The sequence below is a fragment of the Microbispora sp. NBRC 16548 genome (assembly GCF_030268985.1).
GTDB classification, from domain to species: domain Bacteria; phylum Actinomycetota; class Actinomycetes; order Streptosporangiales; family Streptosporangiaceae; genus Microbispora; species Microbispora catharanthi.
The window spans coordinates 154,216-172,167 of sequence record NZ_BSSF01000015.1 but is presented as its reverse complement, the minus strand read 5'-3'; the positions used below and the strand labels follow the sequence as shown (position 1 = coordinate 172,167).

Genomic DNA, 17,952 nt, shown 5'->3' with positions numbered 1-17,952 from the left:
AAGCGCGCCGGTCCCCCGGCGCGCTTCACAAGCGCGTCACCAGCCCTCGTCGAAGAAGGCGGCGCTGCTCTCCTGCCATGCCAGCGCGTACAGCAGCACGGCGGCGACGGCCATCAGCAGCAGGGTGACCATTACGGCCGGGCCGACGTCCGGCGGGGCGGAGGCGAGGAAGCCTTCCTCCGGAATCGAGGCCCGCCAGAGCCCGATCAGCGTGATCAGCCCGCCGGCCAGGGCGGACGCGAACACGATGACGCTGTAGGCGCGCGCCCACAGCCGGCCGCGCAGCAGTCCCCTGACCAGTGCCACGGCCATGCACGCGATGGCGAGCGGCGGCAGCGGGGAACCGTTCGCGTTGACCACGAGATCCACCGTGGCGACGACCCCCACCAGTGCGGCCAGGCCGACGAAGCCCGCCACGAGGCGGACGCCGCCCGGCGCGGCCAGGCCGTCCGGGCGGGCGGCACGGACGTCGGCCCGGGTCCGGCCACGCCCCTTCAGGTAGTCGTCCGCCTGCTGTCCGTACGGCAGCCTGGCCATGACGACGGCCGCCACGGCGTTCGCGACGATGGACAACGGCACCGTCGCGGGCACCGACGGGCGGCCCAGGAGGCCGAGCGTCAGCACGGCCAGGAAGCCCGCCAGCAGCCAGCCTGTGATGGCCAGCACCAGCCGGGCGGGGCGCAGCCCCCAGTGCAGGGCCACCGCCGCGGCCAACATCGGCACGGCCAGTGTCAGCACGATGGGCTGCACACCGTCCCAGTCGTCGGCGTCCAGCAGACCGTTTTCGATCATCCGCTCCAGCGTGGCCGTCTGCACGAGCAGGCCGCCGGCCATCAGGTAGCCGAGGAAGGCGCCGGCGTGGACGGTCCCGGGGACCATCAGACGGCTCTCCGCTGTCGTGGGAACCTCGCTGGTCATGCCGTGCACACCTGCGTGAGTCCGCCGGCGGTGCCCTTCACATCCCACGCGATCTTGGTGGGGTAGCGCTGGCCGGTGTCGTCGCCGAACCAGATGCGCTCCACGCCGCTGTGTTCACCGAGCTTGACGGCGCTCTCGGAGCGCTCGTCGACGGTGACCCGCTCGTCCCGCGGATGGGAGCCGGGGTCGGTGTACTCGAAGTGGAACGTGATCCTTCCGGTGGCATACTGTCTGAACTCGCTCCCGGGTGTCATGAACCAGAACTCGCAGCGCTTGCGAACCTTCGGTCGGTAGCTGACCTCGATGCACCGATGGGTGCCGTTGGCGTAGGTCCAAGCGGTCAGGGTGGGGTTGGCGCCCACGATCTTGTACTGGTTGCCGGCGTCGCCGGGGCAGCCCTTGGCGGGATTGTTGAAGTCGATCACGTCCACCGTCGGCGGTACGGGGATGGAGTATTTCCCCCCGCTGACGTCGTCGGCCGGGGCGGCCGCGGCCGGGGCGGCGCAGACGGCGAGCAGGAGGACGGGAAGGGCGAGCGCGATCGGGCGCGGCATGTCTCTCATGTCTCCCTAACAGGTTTGTCGAAGGGGTGCGTCAGCGATTGTGGAGATCCATTACGTTGTCGCCTACGGTTTGGATGTCGCGAGACAACGCAGAGACAATCCCTGAGACAAGCCAGGAGAGCCGCTGTGGGCCGCCCGCAAAACCCCCTGGACCCGGACGCCGGACCGGTTGAGGCCTTCGCCTACGAGTTGCGCCGATTACGCGAGAAGGCGGGCAATCCGTCGTATCGTAAGCTCGCCGAGCAGGCGCACTACTCGGCCGCGGCTCTCGCGCGCGCCGCCGGCGGGCAAGCGCTGCCCACCCTGGAGTTGACACTGGCCTACGTGGCCGCGTGCGGCGGCGACGTCGAGGAGTGGCGGCAGCGCTGGCTGGACGTCGCCGGCCGGCAGGACGCCCCCGCGCCCGGGCCGGAGGCGGCGGAACCGCCCTCCGCCGCCACAGAAGCCGGCGCAGAAGCCGACATCGAAGACGGTGCCGAAGACGGTGCGGAAGACGGTGCCGGAGACGTGCCGGTCGGTCGCGGCCGGGTTGCCGGGAGCCGGAAGCAGGGGAGCCGGGTGCGCGGGATGTGGATCGCCGCGGGCGTCGTCCTCCTCCTGACCGCCGCAGGCGTGCTCGCCCTGGTCCTGTGGCCGCGCGCGGCGCCCGCGATGGCCTGGTCCCCGGCCAGGAAAGTGCTGCCCTACACCTTCGAGCAGGGGCAGAGCAAGGTCGACGGGGCGGATCCGGCACGGGCCGGATGCATCGAGGCGGTGACGCTGACCTCTCAGGAGATCTGGTCCGGACCGCAGCGGCTGGGCAACCTCGAGGTGCGCTACTCCGCCGAGTGCGGGAAGGCCTGGGCGCGTCTTGACCCCAACGCCGCCCTCATCAACCACCACTCCGACGACATCCGCGTCCGTCTGGAGACCTTCAGGCCGGCCGACGGCAGCGCGAGCCGGATCGACGAGGAGTTCGTCCGCGACCGGCACTGGGCCGGCATGCTCAGCACCCGTGTGGGATGCGTCGTGGCGCGTGGTCAGATCGTCATCGACGGTCAGGCTTCCGACACGGTCCAGACGTCCTGCGCACACCCCTGAGCGCACACGGGCCCGGCCACGGGGGTGTGGGCACTCCGTCCAGCGGCGCCCGCCGCCGCGCAGGAACGGGCGACGAATATATTCGGGCATAATCTGGCGCGTCTGAAAAGCGTAATTCGCGACGTCGATCAGGGCCGCTCCGTCGACCTCGGCAAAGTAATCGGTATGTGGCCGAGGGTGAAACCACCAGCTCGGCTCGCATGAAGTGGCGAACGTAGGCGCGACAGGGCCGAGTAATCGCGAAATATGCTCCGGGAATTGTTTGACAGCGCATGCCGGGTGGCTCACGATCACTTTGAAATCGGTTTCATCGAACGCCGCTCCGGAGGAGGATCCATGCGTTTTCCGCGGGCTTCATCGGGGATCGGTATGGCAGGGATTCTCCTGGCCGCGCTGTTCGCGACTCCCGCCCAGGCGGCACCCGCGGACGTGCCGCTCGGCTACGACTGCGCGGTGACCTACGCCAGCGTCGGGTGGGTCACTGGTTTCACGACCAGAGTGACGATCCGCAACACCGGGACCCGGATGTTCAGCCCCTGGATCCTGCAGTTCGTCTTCCCCGGAAGCCAGACGATCATGCAAGGATGGAATGCGACCTTCTCCGAGACCCCGCCGAGCGTCCAGGCCGCCAGTAGCTGGTACACGAGCATCTCTCCTGGCACGAGCTTCGATATCGGCTTCAACGCCAATGGGGCCGACGACCACCCCACCGGCTTCACGCTCAACGGCGTCCCCTGCGCGGTGACCTACGGGCCCTACTGATGGCGGCGCGGTTCGGCGTCCACGGCGAACGGGTGACGAGATGTAGCGGATCAGAAAGACGGTTCTCCGGCTCTGCGTGACGCTCATGATGGTGGCGGGGCTCGTCCCGGCGGTCCGGGGCTGTCGGTGCAGGTGCGGTGTTACAAGTACGGCGGCGCCCCGGTGATCGTGCCGTTCACCATCGTCTACGAGCAGAGCAGCGGCACTCTCTCCCCGCCGGAGGCCGTCGCCCACCTCTACTACGACGGCGCGTCGGTGGTCTCCTCGTACAACTCGACCGCGGGAGTGAACCTCGAATCGACGAAGTCAGGCATCGTCGGGAACCGGATCACTGAGTTGTGCTCAGAACTCCAGGTCCGTCCAGTCGATGATGATGGGGATCGGGCTGCTCACGACGGGAGCCTCTCCGGGCTCGTCCTTCATGAGAGTGCCGATGTGCTTGTAAAGCATCGCCGCCCGGTCCAGCCGATAGCGTTCGATGGCCGACACGCCGGTGCGGTCGAGCCGGACGACCCAGTAGTCCGGGATGCCGGCCTTGGCGTACTCCCCGAGCTTGTCGGTCGTGTCCTGGGTCTCCGATCCCGGAGACACGATCTCCACGACGAGCAGCGCGTGCTCGGCACGAAGACGCTCACCCTGCTCGCGGTCCAGGCAGCGGTAGAGCGCGACATCGGGCCTGCGGTTGAGCAACGGCAGATCCCTCAGGCGTAGATCCACGTCGTTGTTCACCGTGAGGCATTCATGCCCCTTGCTCATCGCGGCACGGGCATGCCGCTCCAGCAGGTTGGCCAATCTCCTGCCGGCGGTCTGGTGATCAGGCGTGGGAGCCGCGCAGTAGACCACGTAGCCGTCGACGATCTCGATGGCTTTCGCGATCTCCTCGGGAAGCGCGTCGTATTCCTCCGCGGTGACGCGTGCAGGCTGAGGACGGATGCTGAGAAGCCAACTGTCATCCGGCAGAGCTGTCATCCAGCGTCTCCTCGCCATCGTCCACTCGACGAGCCAAGCCTACGGTCTGTCCTGCCGAAGTGCCGGGTCGCCGGTGCCGTCGGGGGGAGTCATGCCTCCGTGGCAGCGGGAGCATAAGATGACTGCCGATCATGGCTGATCTCATGGTGCGACAGCGCCCGCCAGGTACGGTGGATTCATGAGCGCACAGCCCGTCCATGATCCTCGGTATGACCCGAAGGCCATTCTTCAGGCGCTACCGGAGAAGTGGCGTCCGGTCTTCCTCGCTCAGTACCACGAGGCGTGGGAGGCGGCGCGCGAACCCGGCGAGTACCACAGGCTCCCGGAACTCCTCAACCTGTGGTGGTTGAACTCGATCGCGTTCGCCGACCCGACTTATGATCAACGTGCGCGTGAGGCTGCCCAAGGAGCCGGCGAGTTCGTCCCCCTGGAGGAGGCCGTTCCCGACTGGGAGGAGCGCCTGGCCCGGACACGGCGTCGATGAGCTATCGCGTAGTCCTTGCTCCGTCGGTGCTTGTCAACATGAAGAATCTCCCCGACGCGGCACTGACGGCGTTGGTCGAGCGGACTGCGGATCTCATCGAGGAGCCTTGGGATGCCCAGGTCCTGTATCCGGAGCGTAGGGACTACCGGCAGGCCACCTTCGGGGATCTCGGACTGATTCACTTTCATGTCGACGACGATGTCGAGCTGATCACCATTTATGCGCTGGTATGGGCCGGGTGACCCGGGGCTGAGCACCGGTCTCCATATCGCCGACCTGCGGCTGCTCTCCTGACGGCGATCGCACAACTGGACGGCGGGACCCGGCCAACCCCACGTCCCGTATCCGCTACCCCTCCGGCGGACCGGGCCGGAGGGGCACGGGCGGGTCAGGGGCGGGTCAGGGGCGGTGGTTGGACAGGACGAGCGTGGCGGCGGAGGCGAACATCCCGCCGTTGCCGAGGACCACGCCGACCTCGACGCCGGGCACCTGCGCGGCGGCCTCGCCGCGCAGTTGCCGTACGGACTCCTGGATGGCGAACATTCCGTACATGCCCGTGTGGGTGTAGGAGAGGCCGCCGCCGTTGGTGTTGAGCGGCAGGCGGCCGCCGGGGGAGGTGTGGCCCTCGGCGATGAACGGCCCGGCCTCGCCGCGCTTGACGAAGCCGAGGTCCTCCAGCCCGTAGATGGGCACGTGCGCGAAGGCGTCGTAGATCATGAGGTGGTCCACGTCGTCGTGGGAGATGCCCGCCTCGGCGAAGGCGGCCTCGCCGGAGCGGCGGAAGGCGGCGGAGGTGGTGAAGTCCTCCATCTGGGAGATGATCGGCGACTCGGCGGACTCGCCGGAGCCGAGCAGATGGACCGGCGACCTGCGGGCGCGCTCCTCGGTCGTCACGATCAGCGCCCCGCCGCCGTCGGTGACGAGGCAGCACTCGAGCAGGTGGAAGGGATAGGCGACCATCCGCGAGGCGAGCACGTCCTCGACGGTGATCAGGTCCTGGAACATGGCCCGGGGATTGCGGTGCGCCCATCGGCGCTGCGCGACCGCGACCTCCGCGAGCTGCTCGTGCGTGAGCCCGGTCTCCTTCATGTAGCGCAGCGCCGTCAGCGTGAACATGGTGGGCGGGCCGAGCACGCCGTACGGCAGTTCGAACTGGCCGATCAGCGAGTCGGGGCCGAGGGCCGGCCGGGGCGCGCCGACCCGCGACCGCCCGGACTCGCCGTGGGTGATGAGCACGGTCGTGCACAGCCCGGCCCGGATGGCCGCGGCGGCGTGCCGTACGTGGAAGAGGAAGGACGAGCCGCCCACTCCGGTGCCGTCGAGCCAGGCCGGAGCGATCCCGAGCGCGTGGGCGATCTGGATCGGGCCGGGCATCCCGACGGTGGCGACGCCGTCGATGTCGTCCTTGGTCATCCCGGCGTCGGCGAGAGCGTTGCGCGCGGCCTGGAGGTGGAGCTGCGCGGTGGACATGTGGGGCAGCTTGCCGAGCTCGTCGGTCTCGGCCGCGCCCGCGATGACGATGTTCATCGGGCGGGACCCCCAGCGGGCTCGAAGAGGGGCACGTGCACGTCGCCGCGCTGTTCGAACACCACGCGCAGCTCCATGTCCAGGGGCAGGTTCTCCGGCGTGATCTCGACGCCGACGATGTTCGTCATCATCCGCACGCCCTCCTCCAGCTCCACGACCGCGATCGCGTACGGCCCGTCCTGCTCGAACCCGGGCGCCGGGCGATGGCTGATCACGTACGAGTAGAGGGTGGCCCTGCCGCCGGCCGTCACCCATGTGACGTCGTCGGAGCCGCAGTGCGGGCAGGCGGGCCGTGGATAGAAGTAGTGCCGCGAGCAGGCGTCGCAGCGCTGGATGCGCAGCCGTCCATCCGCCGCGCCGTCCCAGAACGGCTGGGTCTCCGGCGTCGGCTTCGGGACGGGCTTGTGCGATGCGGTCATCGTTCTCCTACGAAGGCGGAGGAAGTCTTAGAGGCAGATTCTAGAACTCCAATCTAGAGTTGGCGAGGGTCCGTCGTCAGGGACTCGGGACGCCGTTGCCGCGCCGGCCGCGACCGGCCAGCAGGTCATCGAGGGACGGCACCGGCTCGGGGTCGCGCGGTCCCGGCTGGGCGAGCTGGACGAGGACGCCGTGCGCCTCCTTCGGGTGGAGGAAGACCTCGCGCCAGCGGGGTTCGGCGAGGTTGAGGCCGAACAGCCGGTAGCCGCGCCCGCGCAGCGCCGCCACGGCGGCCTCGATGTCGGTGACGTGGAAGTTGAGGTGGTGGACCCCGCCTCTGCCGCGGGTGAGGTCGAAGAAGCTGTCGAAGAACGAGGATCCGGCCAGCGGCTCCATCAGCTCGATCTTGCTCCCGTTGGCGTACCTGAGCTGGAGCGTCCGGTAGCCGTTGACCACGTTGTCGCCCCCGCCGAGGTAGGCGCCTCCCAGCAGGTCCCGGTAGATCGGCAGCAGGTCCCTGATGCGCGGCGCGGCGACGGCGGTGTGGTCGAAGGCCACGTCCAGCCCGGCCAGTTCCTCGGCGATGTCCACCCGTCCTCCTTCGATCGAAATCCTAGAATCTCATTCTAGTCATCCGATTCCCAGGAAACACCATGCTCACAACCCTTGACTCCAGCCGTGAGGAGGCGGAGCATTCGTGGAAATGAATTCTAGAGCTGGCTTCTAGAACTCATCGCTGGGACGGGGGCTGACGAGAAAGGCGTGTCAATGGGCCTGTCCTACGTACGCGAGCTCGACGAGTACCCCACCGGTGCCCGTCGCATGAAGATCCTCACGATGGCCGTGCTGGCCGTCCTCATCGGCTCCTATGAGGCGCAGATCGCCCCCGTGGTCCCGCTGCTCCTCAAGGACCTCGACATGTCCCTCGCGACGTACGGCGCGGTGTCCGGGGCGGCGGCGGTCGCGGGGGCGATCGCGTCGGCGCTCGGCGGCAGGCTCACCGACCGGATCGGCAGGGTGCGCCTGCTGGTCCCGCTGATGCTGCTGACCGCCGTGTGCTGCTTCGCCATGACGCTCGTCCACAGCCCGAGGGACCTGCTGATCGCGAGGATCGTGCTCGCATTCGTCGACGGGGTGGCGATGGCGAGCACGGCACCGCTGGTCCGCGACTTCTCACCGCGCCTGGGCCGGGCTCAGGCGTTCGGCTTCTGGACCTGGGGTCCGGTGGGGGCCAACTTCCTCGCCGCCGCCGTCGCGGGCTGGACGCTGCCGATCTTCGATGACTCCTGGCGGTCGCAGTTCGTCATCATGGGCTGCTTCTCGCTGGTCATCTCGATCGTCATCGCCTTCAACATCGCCGATCTGTCGCCCGAGCTGCGCGCGCAGATCCAGCACACCGAGCGCCAGGCCAGCGACGTCGTCGACCTGACCAGGCCGGCCAGGGCCACCTCGCTGTTCGTCCGGCGCAACATCTGGGCCCACGTGGTGGGCATCTCGCTGTGGCTGGTGCTCTACATCACGCTCACGCTGTTCGGCCAGACCATGCTGGTCGGCGCGCTCGGCATCACGGCCGCCGAGGCGTCCACGATCATGGCGTGCTTCTGGAGCCTCAACCTGATCACCCTGATCGTCGCCGGGCGCCTCTCGGACCGCACCCAGCTGCGCAAGCCGTTCACGCTGGGCGGCACCGTGGCGGCCGTGCTCGTCACCGCCTACCTGGCCTCGCTCCTCGGTGGCCAGGACGTCTCCAGCGGCATGCTCATGATCGTCGGCGCGCTGCTCGGCGGCTCGCTCGGCGTCGCGTACGGGCCGTGGATGGCGAACTACTCCGAGGACGCCGAGGACGTCGACCCCCGGCTGCAGGGCACGGCATGGGGGTTGTTCGGCTTCCTCACCAAGGCGATCGCCGTGGTCGGCCTGCTGGTCATCCCGCACGTGGTCGAGGCCACGAGCTGGCAGACCTGGCTGGTGGTCTCCCTGGTGTGCCTGGCGCTGTTCGCGCCCGCCGTCTTCCTGTTCCACGGTCCCTGGCGGCGCGAGCGCGCCGAGGCCGTGGACGGCCAGGAGGCCAGGGTCGCGGTGGCCGAATAGAGTCAGGCCGGCGGATAACCGCCCAGGCCCTTGCCGAGCAGGTCGAAGACCCGTTCGACGTCCGCGCGGTGGGCGCGCTCGATCTCCTCGTCGGGCCCGCCCTCCCGCACCCGCTGCCGCAGCCGCCGGTAGAGCGCCCGCTGCGCGCCGACCAGCGTCGAGGCGACGATGCGGGGCAGCGGATCGCCGGGCTCGGCGCCCGCCTCGGCCGCGAGCGCGTCGGCGAGCACCCGGGTGATCCGCTCGTTGACCTCGTGCATCTTCCGCTGCAACGAGGGGTTGCCGCTGACGAGGTCGAAGAAGCTGCGCGGATGGACGAGGTCGCGCCGCATGCCCGGGACGAACCTGGTCTGCGCCAGGCACAGCGCGCGGAAGGAGTCGAGGATGGAGACTCCGGCCGGGCGGTCGGTGACCGCCGCCAGCGACATGGCCTCCCGGTCCTCGGCCCGGTAGAAGACCAGGTCCTCCTTGGTCGGGAAGTGGTTGAACACCGTCTTCTTCGACACCTGCGCGGCCGCCGCGATCTCGTCCACGGTGACCTCGTCGAACCCCCGGGCCCGGAAGAGCGCGTTCGCGGTGTCGGCGATGAGCTGCCGGGTCTGGTTCTTCTTCAGCTCCCGCAGTCCGCCCGCACTCATGGGCACAGCGTATCGGCCTCCTTGGTTACACCTGGTGTACTGTTACACCAAGTGTAATGAATGGGGGGCGGGATGACGCATCCGGCGGTGGAAACCACCGGCCTGGCCAAGCACTACGGCGACGTCGAGGCCGTACGCGGCATCGACCTGACCGTGCGAAGAGGGGAGATCTTCGGCTTCCTCGGCCCGAACGGCGCCGGGAAGTCCACGACGATCAGCATGCTCTGCACCCTGACCACGCCCACGGCCGGCGAGGCGCGCGTGGGTGGACACGACGTGGTGCGCGAACGCGACAGGGTGCGGCGCTCGATCGGGCTGGTGTTCCAGGACCCGACGCTGGACGGCTATCTGACGGCCGAGCGCAACCTGCGTTTCCACGCCGAGCTGTACGGCGTGCCCCGCGCGGACGTCGGTCCACGGCTGCGCGGAGTGCTCGAGATGGTGGGGCTGTGGGACAGGCGCGAAGCCAAGGTCGCGACGTTCTCGGGCGGCATGAGACGAAGACTGGAGATCGCCCGCGGCCTGCTGCACTCGCCGCGGGTGCTGTTCCTCGACGAGCCCACGGTGGGCCTGGACCCGCAGACCAGGAGCTCCATCTGGTCCTACATCCGGGAGCTCAAGGATGCCGAGGACATCACGGTCTTCCTGACCACCCACTACATGGACGAGGCCGAGCACTGCAACCGCATCGCCATCATGGACGGCGGCCGGATCATCGCGCTCGACACCCCCGCCGCGCTGAAGGCCGGTGTCGGCAAGGACCGCGTCCAGATCCAGACCGACGACGGCGCGGCGGCCGTCGCCGCACTGGACGAGCGGTTCGGCATCCGGGCCGTCGCGTCCGGGGACGTGGTCGTCTTCCACGTGGACGAGGGGGAGCGGTTCGTGCCGGAGCTGTTCTCCCGGTCGGGGCTGCCGATCCGGTCCGTCAGCGTGGCCCGGCCCAGCCTCGACGACGTGTTCATGTCCTACACCGGCCGGTCGATCCGCGACGCGGAGCCGACCGGCGGCGCACGCGGCCCGGCCGCGCTCGCGGCGGCGCGAGGAGGCCGGCGATGACGGTGCCCGTCACGGCGGTCCGGGTGCCCGGGCGCAGCGCGATGAGCGAGCTGCGCGCCGTCAAGGTGGTCTGGCAGCGCGAGATCATCAGGTTCTTCAACGGCCCGCTGCGCATCCTCACCTCTCTCGTGCAGCCGTTCCTGTTCCTGTTCGTCCTCGGCACCGGCCTGTCGCAGCTCACCTCGGGCGGCACCGGCGGGCTCGGTCTGCGGACCTTCCTCTACCCGGGCATCCTCGCCATGGCCGTCCTGTTCACCGCCATGTCCTCGGCCGCCTCGATCGTCTGGGACCGGGAGTTCGGCTTCCTGCGCGAGATGCTGGTCGCGCCGGTGTCCCGCGGGGCCATCGTCCTCGGAAAATGCCTGGGCGGGGCCACCGTCGCGGCCTTCCAGGGCCTCGTCGTCATCTGCATCGCCGGTCCCGTGGGCGTGCCGTACGCGCCGGGCCTGATGCTCGGCGTGTTCGGCATCCAGGTGCTGCTGGCCTTCACCATCACGGCCTTCGGGGTCGCGATGTCCGTGCGGGTCAGGCAGATGCAGTCGTTCATGGCGCTCAACCAGCTGCTGATCATGCCTCTGTACTTCATGTCGGGCGCGATGTTCCCCGCCTCGAACCTGCCCGCGTGGCTGACCGCGCTCAACCGGATCGACCCGCTCTCGTACGCCGTGGATCCCATCAGGCGGCTGGTCTTCGCACATCTGAACCTGGCGCCCGCCGTACGGGAACGGCTCGCGCCGGGGCTGACGTGGGGCGGATGGCACGTGCCCATCCCCGTCGAGGTGGCCGTCCTCGCGGTCCTCGGGCTCGCCCTGCTCGCGACCGCGATCGCACAGTTCGGCCGAGCCGACTAAGCAGCACGGTTCGGCAGAGCCGACTGAGCTGGGCGCTCCGAGTGCGGCTCGGCGAGAAGTTCCGACTATCGGAACGGCCGGTTCTACTTTGCGTGTTCATTAAGTAACTTTCCGCAAGGGATACCGGCTCGCCGAGCGAGGAGGCCGAGCATGACCGCGGACACCGTGGACACGTCCATCAAGGGGATCACCGGCGTCGGTGACACCGGCGGCATCGCCGCCGTCACGAGCGCCGTCCGGGGACGGGTCGACGAGCTGCTGGCCGGCTTCCTCGACGCCCGGCGTCCCCCGGTCGGCGATCCGGACGTCGCCGAGGGCTATCGGCTGCTGCGCGAGTTCGTCGTCGAGGGCGGCAAGCGCATCCGGCCGCTGCTGTGCTACTGGGGCTGGCGGGGCGCGGGCGGCGCGGAGCCGCACGAGGACCGGGCCGTCATCACCGGCGCGGCGCTGGAGCTCTACCACGCCGGTCTGCTGATCCACGACGACGTCATGGACGGCAGCGAGCTGCGCCGCGGGCGCCCGACCATCCACAGGGGGCTCGCCGGGGCCCCGCGGTGGACGGGCGCGGAGACCTTCGGCCAGTCCGCCGCCATCCTGCTCGGAGTGCTCGCGCAGGCGTGGGCCGACGAGCTGCTCGCGGACGCCGCCGCCGGCGACGCGCGGGGGCGGGCGGCGCGCGAGCTGTTCAACCGGATGCGCACGGAGGTCGTCACCGGGCAGTACCTCGACATCCTGGCGCACGCCCGCGCGGACGCGGACGTCGAACAGGCCCTGACGGTGATCCGCTACAAGACGGCCCGATACACCGTGGAGCGCCCGCTGCAGATCGGCGCGGCGCTCGCCGGAGCCCCGCCCGCCCTGCTGGAGGCGTACTCCCGGTTCGGCCTGCCGCTCGGTGAGGCGTTCCAGCTGCGCGACGACGTCCTCGGCGTCTTCGGCGACCCCGCCGTCACCGGCAAGCCGGTCCTCGACGACCTCCGTGAGGGAAAGCGGACCGTGCTCATGGCGTACGCGTACGCGCGGGCGCGAGGACCGGAACGGGACCGGCTGCGGACCTGGCACGGCGCCCCCGACCTGGACGAACGGCGGGCGGGCGAGCTCAGGCAGATCATCGTGGACACCGGCGCCCTCGGCGAGGTCGAGGACCTCATCGCCCTGCGGGCCGGGCAGGCGCTCGGCGCGCTGAGCGACTGCGCGATCGCCCCTGAGGCGGCGCGGGCGCTCGCGGTGCTCACCGAGCGGCTCACCCGCCGCGTCCGGTGAGGGGCGCGATCGGTACGCCCGTCTCTCTCCCGACTCCCGCTCTCCTGACTCCCGCCGCCGGAACACTCCGGCCGCCTCCACGTGCGGCCGTACGGGCACCCGGCGCATGCGGTGATGTACCCGGTGCATTCGGTGCACGCGGTGTGGCCCTGTCCGGGCCGGTACGACTCTGATCTTTTCTCTCCCCCTCCGCCGCTCGGCGACGAGCGTGTCCAGTCACCGAACAACCGGCCGCCGTGCCGATCACAGATGGGGTGATGTGCCGTGACCGAAAACACCATGCCGACCGACAACCGGTTGAGCCTCAGCACCAGGGCCGCGCGCAACCTGGCCACGACGACCAAGACCCCGCCGCAGATGCAGGAGATCACCTCCCGTCATCTGCTGCGCGTGCTGCCCTGGGTCGAGGCGGTGGGCGGCGCCTACCGGGTCAACCGGCGGCTGACCTACCAGATGGCCGACGGGCGGGTGACGTTCGTCTCGACCGGGGCGGATGTGCGGGTCATCTCCGCCGAGCTGTGCGAGCTGCCCGCCCTGCGCGGCTTCGGCGACGCCGACGTGCTCGCCGCCATGGCCGACCTGTTCACCCAGCGGGAGTACGAGGCCGGCCAGGTCATCGCGCAGGCCGGCACCCCGATGGACGAGGTCCTGCTCCTGGCCCACGGCAAGGTCGACAGGCTCGGCGAGGGGGCGTACGGCAACGAGACGCGGCTCGGGGTGCTGGCCGACGGCGAGTACGTCGGCGAGCAGATGCTGGTGAACGCGGACGCGCGGTGGGAGTGGACGGTCAAGGCGGTGACGTCGTGCACCGTGCTCACCCTCGGCAGGGAGGAGTTCGAACGGCTGCTCACGCTGTCGGACAGCCTGCGTGAGCACGTGCAGGCCTATCGGGAGGACCCGGACCGGCCGGTGAACCGGTATGGCGAGGCGGAGATCGCTTTGGCGGCGGGTCATGTGGGTGAGGCGACGCTGCCGGGGACGTTCGTGGACTACGAGCTGGGGCCGCGTGAGTACGAGCTGAGTGTGGCGCAGACGATTTTGCGGGTGCACTCGCGGGTGGCGGATCTGTACAACGAGCCGATGAACCAGACCGAGCAGCAGTTGCGGCTGACGATCGAGGCGTTGCGGGAGCGTCAGGAGCACGAGCTGGTCAACAACCGCGACTTCGGGCTGTTGCACAACGCCGACCTCAAGCAGCGCCTGCACACCCGTTCCGGCCCGCCCACCCCCGACGACCTCGACGAGCTGCTCGCCACGGTCTGGAAGAACCCGAACGTCATGTTCGCCCACCCCAAGGCGATCGCGGCCTTCGCCCGTCAGTGCAACGCCCGGGGCATCTACCCCCAGACCGTGGAGTTCAACGGCCAGAAGGCCCCGGCCTGGCGCGGGGTGCCGATGCTGCCCTGCAACAAGATCCCGGTGAACGACAAGGGCATCAGCTCGATCATGGTCATGCGCCTGGGGGAGAAGGACCAGGGCGTCGTCGGCCTGCGCCGCACCGGACTGGTGGACGAGTACGAGCCCGGTCTGTCGGTGCGCTTCATGAGCATCGACGAAAAGGCGATCATCTCCTACCTGGTGACCACCTACTACTCGGCGGCCGTACTGGTCCCCGACGCCCTCGGCATCCTGGAGAGCGTCGAGGTCCTGTGATGCCCTCCTACCGGCTGCCGGACTTCTACCTCCCCTATCCGCCCCGGCTGAACCCGCACGTGGAGACCGCCCGGGCGCACACACGGGGGTGGGCGGCGGACATGGGCATGCTCGACGACCCGGACATCTGGACCGAGGAGTCGCTCGACGCGATGGACTACGGCCTGATGTGCGCCTATACCCATCCCGACTGCTCCGCCACCGAACTGGACCTGGTCACGGACTGGTACGTGTGGGTCTTCTACTTCGACGACCACTTCCTGGAGACCTTCAAACGCAGCAGGGACCTGGACGGCGCCCAGGACTACCTGGACCGGCTCGACGCGTTCATGACGGACGACCCGCCCGAGCCGACGAACCCCGTGGAGCGGGGCCTGGCCGACCTCTGGCCCCGGACCGTGCCCGCCATGTCGGAGGCGTGGCGGCGCCGGTTCGTCCGGGTCACGCGGGACCTCCTGCAGGAGTCGATGTGGGAGCTGTTCCACATCGAGCGCGAGGCCGTCTCCAACCCGATCGAGTACATCGAGGAACGCAGGAAGGTCGGCGGCGCCCCGTGGTCGGCCGCGCTGGTGGAGCACGCGGCCGGCGCGGAACTGCCCGCCCGGCTCGCGGATTCCCGGCCGATCCGGGTGCTGACCGAGGCGTTCGCCGACTCCGTGCACCTGCGCAACGACCTGTTCTCCTACGAGCGGGAGGTGCTGCAGGAGGGCGAGCTGTCCAACTGTGTGCTGGTCTGTGAGCGTTTCTTCGGCTGCGACACCGAGCGGGCCGTAGAGATCACCAACGACCTGCTCACCTCCCGGCTGCACCAGTTCGAGCACACCGCGCTGACCGAGCTTCCGGCGCTGTTCGCCGACGAGGGAGTCCTGCCGCCCGAGCAGGCGCTGGTCCTGAGCTACGTCAAGGGATTGCAGGACTGGCAGGCGGGCGGACACGCCTGGCATACCGCCTCCAGTCGCTACACCAAGACCGCGGGGGAAACCGGGTTCTTCGGGATGAACGTGGCCCGCGCCCACCTCACGGGCGCGGGCGGCCTGCGCAATCACACCCACCGGCCCTTCTCCGAGGCCGCGGTGCGGCTGCCGCAGCCGTACATGCCGTTCGAGGTGCGCGACAACCCGCACCTGGACGCGGCGCGAGCGGCGGACGTCGAATGGTGTGCCGCCATGGGCTTCTTCGACGGCGTCCCCGGCATCCCGGCGACCGCCGTGTGGAACGAACCGCAACTCGTCGGCTTCGACCTCGCCCTGTGCGCGTCCGGCATCAACCCGGACGCCCCGGCCGACGAATTGATCCTGGCCACCAACTGGCTGGCCTGGGGGACGTACGGCGACGACTACTATCCCCGGGTCTACGGGGTGGCGCGCGACCTGGTCGGCGCGAAGCTCGGCAACCGGCGGCTCAAGGAGTTCATGCCGCTGGACCTCGTTCCGCGCCTGACCCCGATGACGGGGTTGGAACGCGGGCTGGCCGACCTGTGGCCGCGCACCGCCGGGCCGCTGCCGGAGGGCTCCCGCCGGGCCTTCCGCGCCACCGTGGAGGAGATGATCGACAGCTGGGTGTGGGAGCTGGCCAACCAGGCCCAGCACCGCGTGCCCGATCCGGTCGACTACATCGAGATGCGGCGCAGGACGTTCGGCTCGCAGATGACGATGAGCCTGGCCAGGCTGGCGCCGGGCCGGGTCATCCCCACCGAGATCCATCGGACCCGCGAGTTCCTCGGCATGACCGATGCCGCGCAGGACTACGCGTGTCTGCTGAACGACCTGTTCTCCTACCAGAAGGAGATCCAGTTCGAGGGTGAGCTGCACAACGCCGTCGTGGTGCTGGGCACCTTCTTCGACTGCGCGCCCGACGAGGCGGTGACCGTGGTGGACGCGCTCATGACCAGCCGGATGAGGCAGTTCGAGCACATCACCACCGTCGATCTGCCCGCCCTGCTCGACCGTATCGAGGCGGAGGAGGTCGTACGGGAGTCGGTCGAGGGATACGTGTCCGACCTGCGCAACTGGATGGCCGCGATCCTGCGCTGGCACCAGCGGTCCCGGCGCTACTTCGAGGAGGAGTTGCGCAGGGGTCCGGCGGCCCGGTGGTCCCAGGGGCCGACGGGGCTCGGGACGGCCACCGCACGCATCCTCTCCCTGGCGCCGCCCGCTCACGGGTCGCCGGCGCTCACGGCGTCGTCCGTGACGGCGCCCGCTCTGGCGCGGTCTGATCTGGCGGCATCTGCTCTCGCGCCGTCTGATCTGGCGGCGTCCGATCTCGCGGTGCCGGCTCACTCGCTGCCGGTGGGGGCGCCATGACCGCGGCGCGCCTGACCCTGAGCACGGCCGCCGCGCGGAACCTGGCGACGACGACCAAGACGCCGCCGCAGATGCGGGAGATCACTCCCCGGCACCTGCTGCGGGTGCTCCCGTGGACGGAGGTCCAGGGCGGCGTCTACCGGCTCAACCGCCGGCTCACCTGCACGGTGGGGGACGGGCGGGTGAGCTTCGTCTCCACCGGGGCGCGGGTGCGGGTCATCCCGGCCGAGCTGTGCGAACTGCCGTCCCTGCACGACTACGGCGACCTGGACACCCTCGGGGCGCTGGCGGACCGGTTCGTCCAGCACGACCTGCGTCCGGGCGAGCCGGTGCCGCCGGGCCAGGTGGTGCTCGTCGCCCACGGCAAGATCGCACGCGTCGGCGCCGGCGCGTACGGCGGCGAGGCCCTGCTCCAGGTCCTGGCCGACGGAGACCACCTGGGGGACCTCACCGGCCCGGGGGCCTCGCCCGCCAAGGCCCTCACCTCCTGCATCGTTCTCGTCCTCGACCGGTCGGCGCTGGACAACCTGACCGCGCTCGCCGGTGGCCTGCGCGAGCATCTCGGCCGTCCTCCCGCAGCGCGGCCGGTGAACCGGTATGGCGAGGCGGAGATCGCTTTGGCGGCGGGGCATGTGGGTGAGGCGACGCTGCCGGGGACGTTCGTGGACTACGAGCTGGGGCCGCGTGAGTACGAGCTGAGTGTGGCGCAGACGATTTTGCGGGTGCACTCGCGGGTGGCGGATCTGTACAACGAGCCGATGAACCAGACCGAGCAGCAGTTGCGGCTGACGATCGAGGCGTTGCGGGAGCGTCAGGAGCACGAGCTGGTCAACAACCGCGACTTCGGGCTGTTGCACAACGCCGACCTCAAGCAGCGGCTCCACACCCGTTCCGGCCCGCCCACCCCCGACGACCTCGACGAACTGCTCGCCCGCCGGCGTAGTTCGCACTACTTCCTCGCCCATCCCCGGGCCATCGCCGCCTTCGGCCGGCAGTGCACGCGGCGCCGCGTGTATCCGGACGTCACCGAGGTCAACGGGGCGACGGTCATGGTGTGGCGGGGGGTGCCGATACTGCCCTGCGACAAGATCCCGATCACCGAGGGCGGGCTCAGCTCGATCCTGGTGATGCGCACCGGGGCAGAGAAACAGGGCGTCGTCGGCCTGCGCCGCACGGGGCTGACGGACGAGTACGAGCCCGGTCTGTCGGTGCGCTTCATGGGCATCGACGAAAAGGCGATCACCTCCTACCTGCTGACCACCTACTACTCGGCGGCCGTACTGGTCCCCGACGCCCTCGGCGTACTGGAAAGCGTCGAGGTGAACTGAGGCGTGCATCCGGCCGGGGCGCTCCTGGAGCACCCCGGCCGGATGG

General features: G+C 69.7%; 18 protein-coding genes. 11 read left to right on the top strand and 7 right to left on the bottom strand.

All coding sequences use genetic code 11. The features are described 5' to 3' along the window. Positions 1–36: 36 nt before the first annotated feature. Both QSK36_RS34115 and QSK36_RS34110 read right to left on the bottom strand, forming a co-directional pair. Positions 37–918 (bottom strand): hypothetical protein, encoded by an 882-nt coding sequence (locus QSK36_RS34115; RefSeq protein ID WP_285785221.1) that lies wholly within the window; start codon positions 916–918, stop codon positions 37–39. Then, positions 915–1,481, bottom strand: coding sequence for a hypothetical protein (locus QSK36_RS34110; RefSeq protein WP_183544436.1), 567 nt, complete (start codon positions 1,479–1,481; stop codon positions 915–917). Before QSK36_RS34110 ends, QSK36_RS34115 begins: the two co-directional genes overlap by 4 nt. 126 nt (positions 1,482–1,607) lie before the next feature. Here QSK36_RS34110 and QSK36_RS34105 point away from each other — a divergent pair, with 126 nt between their 5' ends. Both QSK36_RS34105 and QSK36_RS34100 read left to right on the top strand, forming a co-directional pair. Further along, entirely contained in the window at positions 1,608–2,561 is a 954-nt protein-coding gene (locus QSK36_RS34105) for a helix-turn-helix domain-containing protein (protein ID WP_285785220.1), read from the top strand. 369 nt (positions 2,562–2,930) lie between these two features. Further along, positions 2,931–3,323: a cellulose binding domain-containing protein gene (locus QSK36_RS34100; RefSeq protein ID WP_183544432.1), complete on the top strand. Its 393-nt coding sequence runs from the start codon at positions 2,931–2,933 to the stop codon at positions 3,321–3,323. A gap of 342 nt (positions 3,324–3,665) precedes the next feature. On the opposite strand, the gene QSK36_RS34095 is transcribed toward QSK36_RS34100, so the two are convergent. Beyond that, complete coding sequence (locus QSK36_RS34095; protein WP_285785219.1) at positions 3,666–4,292, bottom strand: Uma2 family endonuclease; 627 nt, start codon at positions 4,290–4,292, stop codon at positions 3,666–3,668. Positions 4,293–4,470: 178 nt separating this feature from the next. Between QSK36_RS34095 and QSK36_RS34090 the strand changes: the two genes are divergently transcribed. Both QSK36_RS34090 and QSK36_RS34085 read left to right on the top strand, forming a co-directional pair. After that, entirely contained in the window at positions 4,471–4,776 is a 306-nt protein-coding gene (locus QSK36_RS34090; protein WP_285785218.1) for a DUF6247 family protein, read from the top strand. Continuing rightward, entirely contained in the window at positions 4,773–5,018 is a 246-nt protein-coding gene (locus QSK36_RS34085) for a hypothetical protein (RefSeq protein ID WP_285785217.1), read from the top strand. Before QSK36_RS34090 ends, QSK36_RS34085 begins: the two co-directional genes overlap by 4 nt. Before the next feature lie 157 nt (positions 5,019–5,175). Here the strand turns inward: QSK36_RS34085 and QSK36_RS34080 are convergent, their stop codons facing one another. The 3 genes from QSK36_RS34080 to QSK36_RS34070 form a co-directional block, all read right to left on the bottom strand. Next, positions 5,176–6,303 carry a thiolase C-terminal domain-containing protein gene (locus QSK36_RS34080; RefSeq protein ID WP_139576680.1) on the bottom strand — a complete coding sequence of 376 codons (1,128 nt, stop codon included), beginning with the start codon at positions 6,301–6,303 and terminating at the stop codon, positions 5,176–5,178. Beyond that, positions 6,300–6,722 carry a Zn-ribbon domain-containing OB-fold protein gene (locus tag QSK36_RS34075; protein ID WP_285785216.1) on the bottom strand — a complete coding sequence of 141 codons (423 nt, stop codon included), beginning with the start codon at positions 6,720–6,722 and terminating at the stop codon, positions 6,300–6,302. The genes QSK36_RS34080 and QSK36_RS34075 overlap by 4 nt, the downstream gene beginning before the upstream one ends. A gap of 76 nt (positions 6,723–6,798) precedes the next feature. Beyond that, positions 6,799–7,311 (bottom strand): VOC family protein, encoded by a 513-nt coding sequence (locus tag QSK36_RS34070; protein WP_183544423.1) that lies wholly within the window; start codon positions 7,309–7,311, stop codon positions 6,799–6,801. Positions 7,312–7,488: 177 nt separating this feature from the next. Here QSK36_RS34070 and QSK36_RS34065 point away from each other — a divergent pair, with 177 nt between their 5' ends. Continuing rightward, a complete protein-coding gene (locus QSK36_RS34065; RefSeq protein ID WP_285785215.1) occupies positions 7,489–8,811 on the top strand; it encodes an MFS transporter in 1,323 nt (440 codons plus the stop codon). 2 nt (positions 8,812–8,813) lie between these two features. Here QSK36_RS34065 and QSK36_RS34060 read toward each other — a convergent pair whose 3' ends face one another. Next, positions 8,814–9,449 carry a TetR/AcrR family transcriptional regulator gene (locus tag QSK36_RS34060; protein ID WP_183544419.1) on the bottom strand — a complete coding sequence of 212 codons (636 nt, stop codon included), beginning with the start codon at positions 9,447–9,449 and terminating at the stop codon, positions 8,814–8,816. A gap of 72 nt (positions 9,450–9,521) precedes the next feature. Between QSK36_RS34060 and QSK36_RS34055 the strand changes: the two genes are divergently transcribed. From QSK36_RS34055 to QSK36_RS34030, 6 genes are all read left to right on the top strand, one after another. Further along, positions 9,522–10,508, top strand: a complete 987-nt coding sequence (locus QSK36_RS34055) for an ATP-binding cassette domain-containing protein (RefSeq protein ID WP_285785214.1) — start codon at positions 9,522–9,524, stop codon at positions 10,506–10,508. Further along, positions 10,505–11,359 (top strand): ABC transporter permease, encoded by an 855-nt coding sequence (locus QSK36_RS34050; RefSeq protein ID WP_139576674.1) that lies wholly within the window; start codon positions 10,505–10,507, stop codon positions 11,357–11,359. The genes QSK36_RS34055 and QSK36_RS34050 overlap by 4 nt, the downstream gene beginning before the upstream one ends. A 150-nt stretch (positions 11,360–11,509) precedes the next feature. Further along, positions 11,510–12,622: a polyprenyl synthetase family protein gene (locus tag QSK36_RS34045; RefSeq protein ID WP_285785213.1), complete on the top strand. Its 1,113-nt coding sequence runs from the start codon at positions 11,510–11,512 to the stop codon at positions 12,620–12,622. 279 nt (positions 12,623–12,901) lie between these two features. Beyond that, positions 12,902–14,275 (top strand): family 2B encapsulin nanocompartment shell protein, encoded by a 1,374-nt coding sequence (locus tag QSK36_RS34040; RefSeq protein ID WP_182900397.1) that lies wholly within the window; start codon positions 12,902–12,904, stop codon positions 14,273–14,275. Then, a complete protein-coding gene (locus QSK36_RS34035) occupies positions 14,275–16,578 on the top strand; it encodes a terpene synthase family protein (protein ID WP_285785211.1) in 2,304 nt (767 codons plus the stop codon). Before QSK36_RS34040 ends, QSK36_RS34035 begins: the two co-directional genes overlap by 1 nt. Then, positions 16,575–17,906, top strand: a complete 1,332-nt coding sequence (locus QSK36_RS34030; protein ID WP_285785210.1) for a family 2B encapsulin nanocompartment shell protein — start codon at positions 16,575–16,577, stop codon at positions 17,904–17,906. Before QSK36_RS34035 ends, QSK36_RS34030 begins: the two co-directional genes overlap by 4 nt. Positions 17,907–17,952 lie beyond the last annotated feature (46 nt).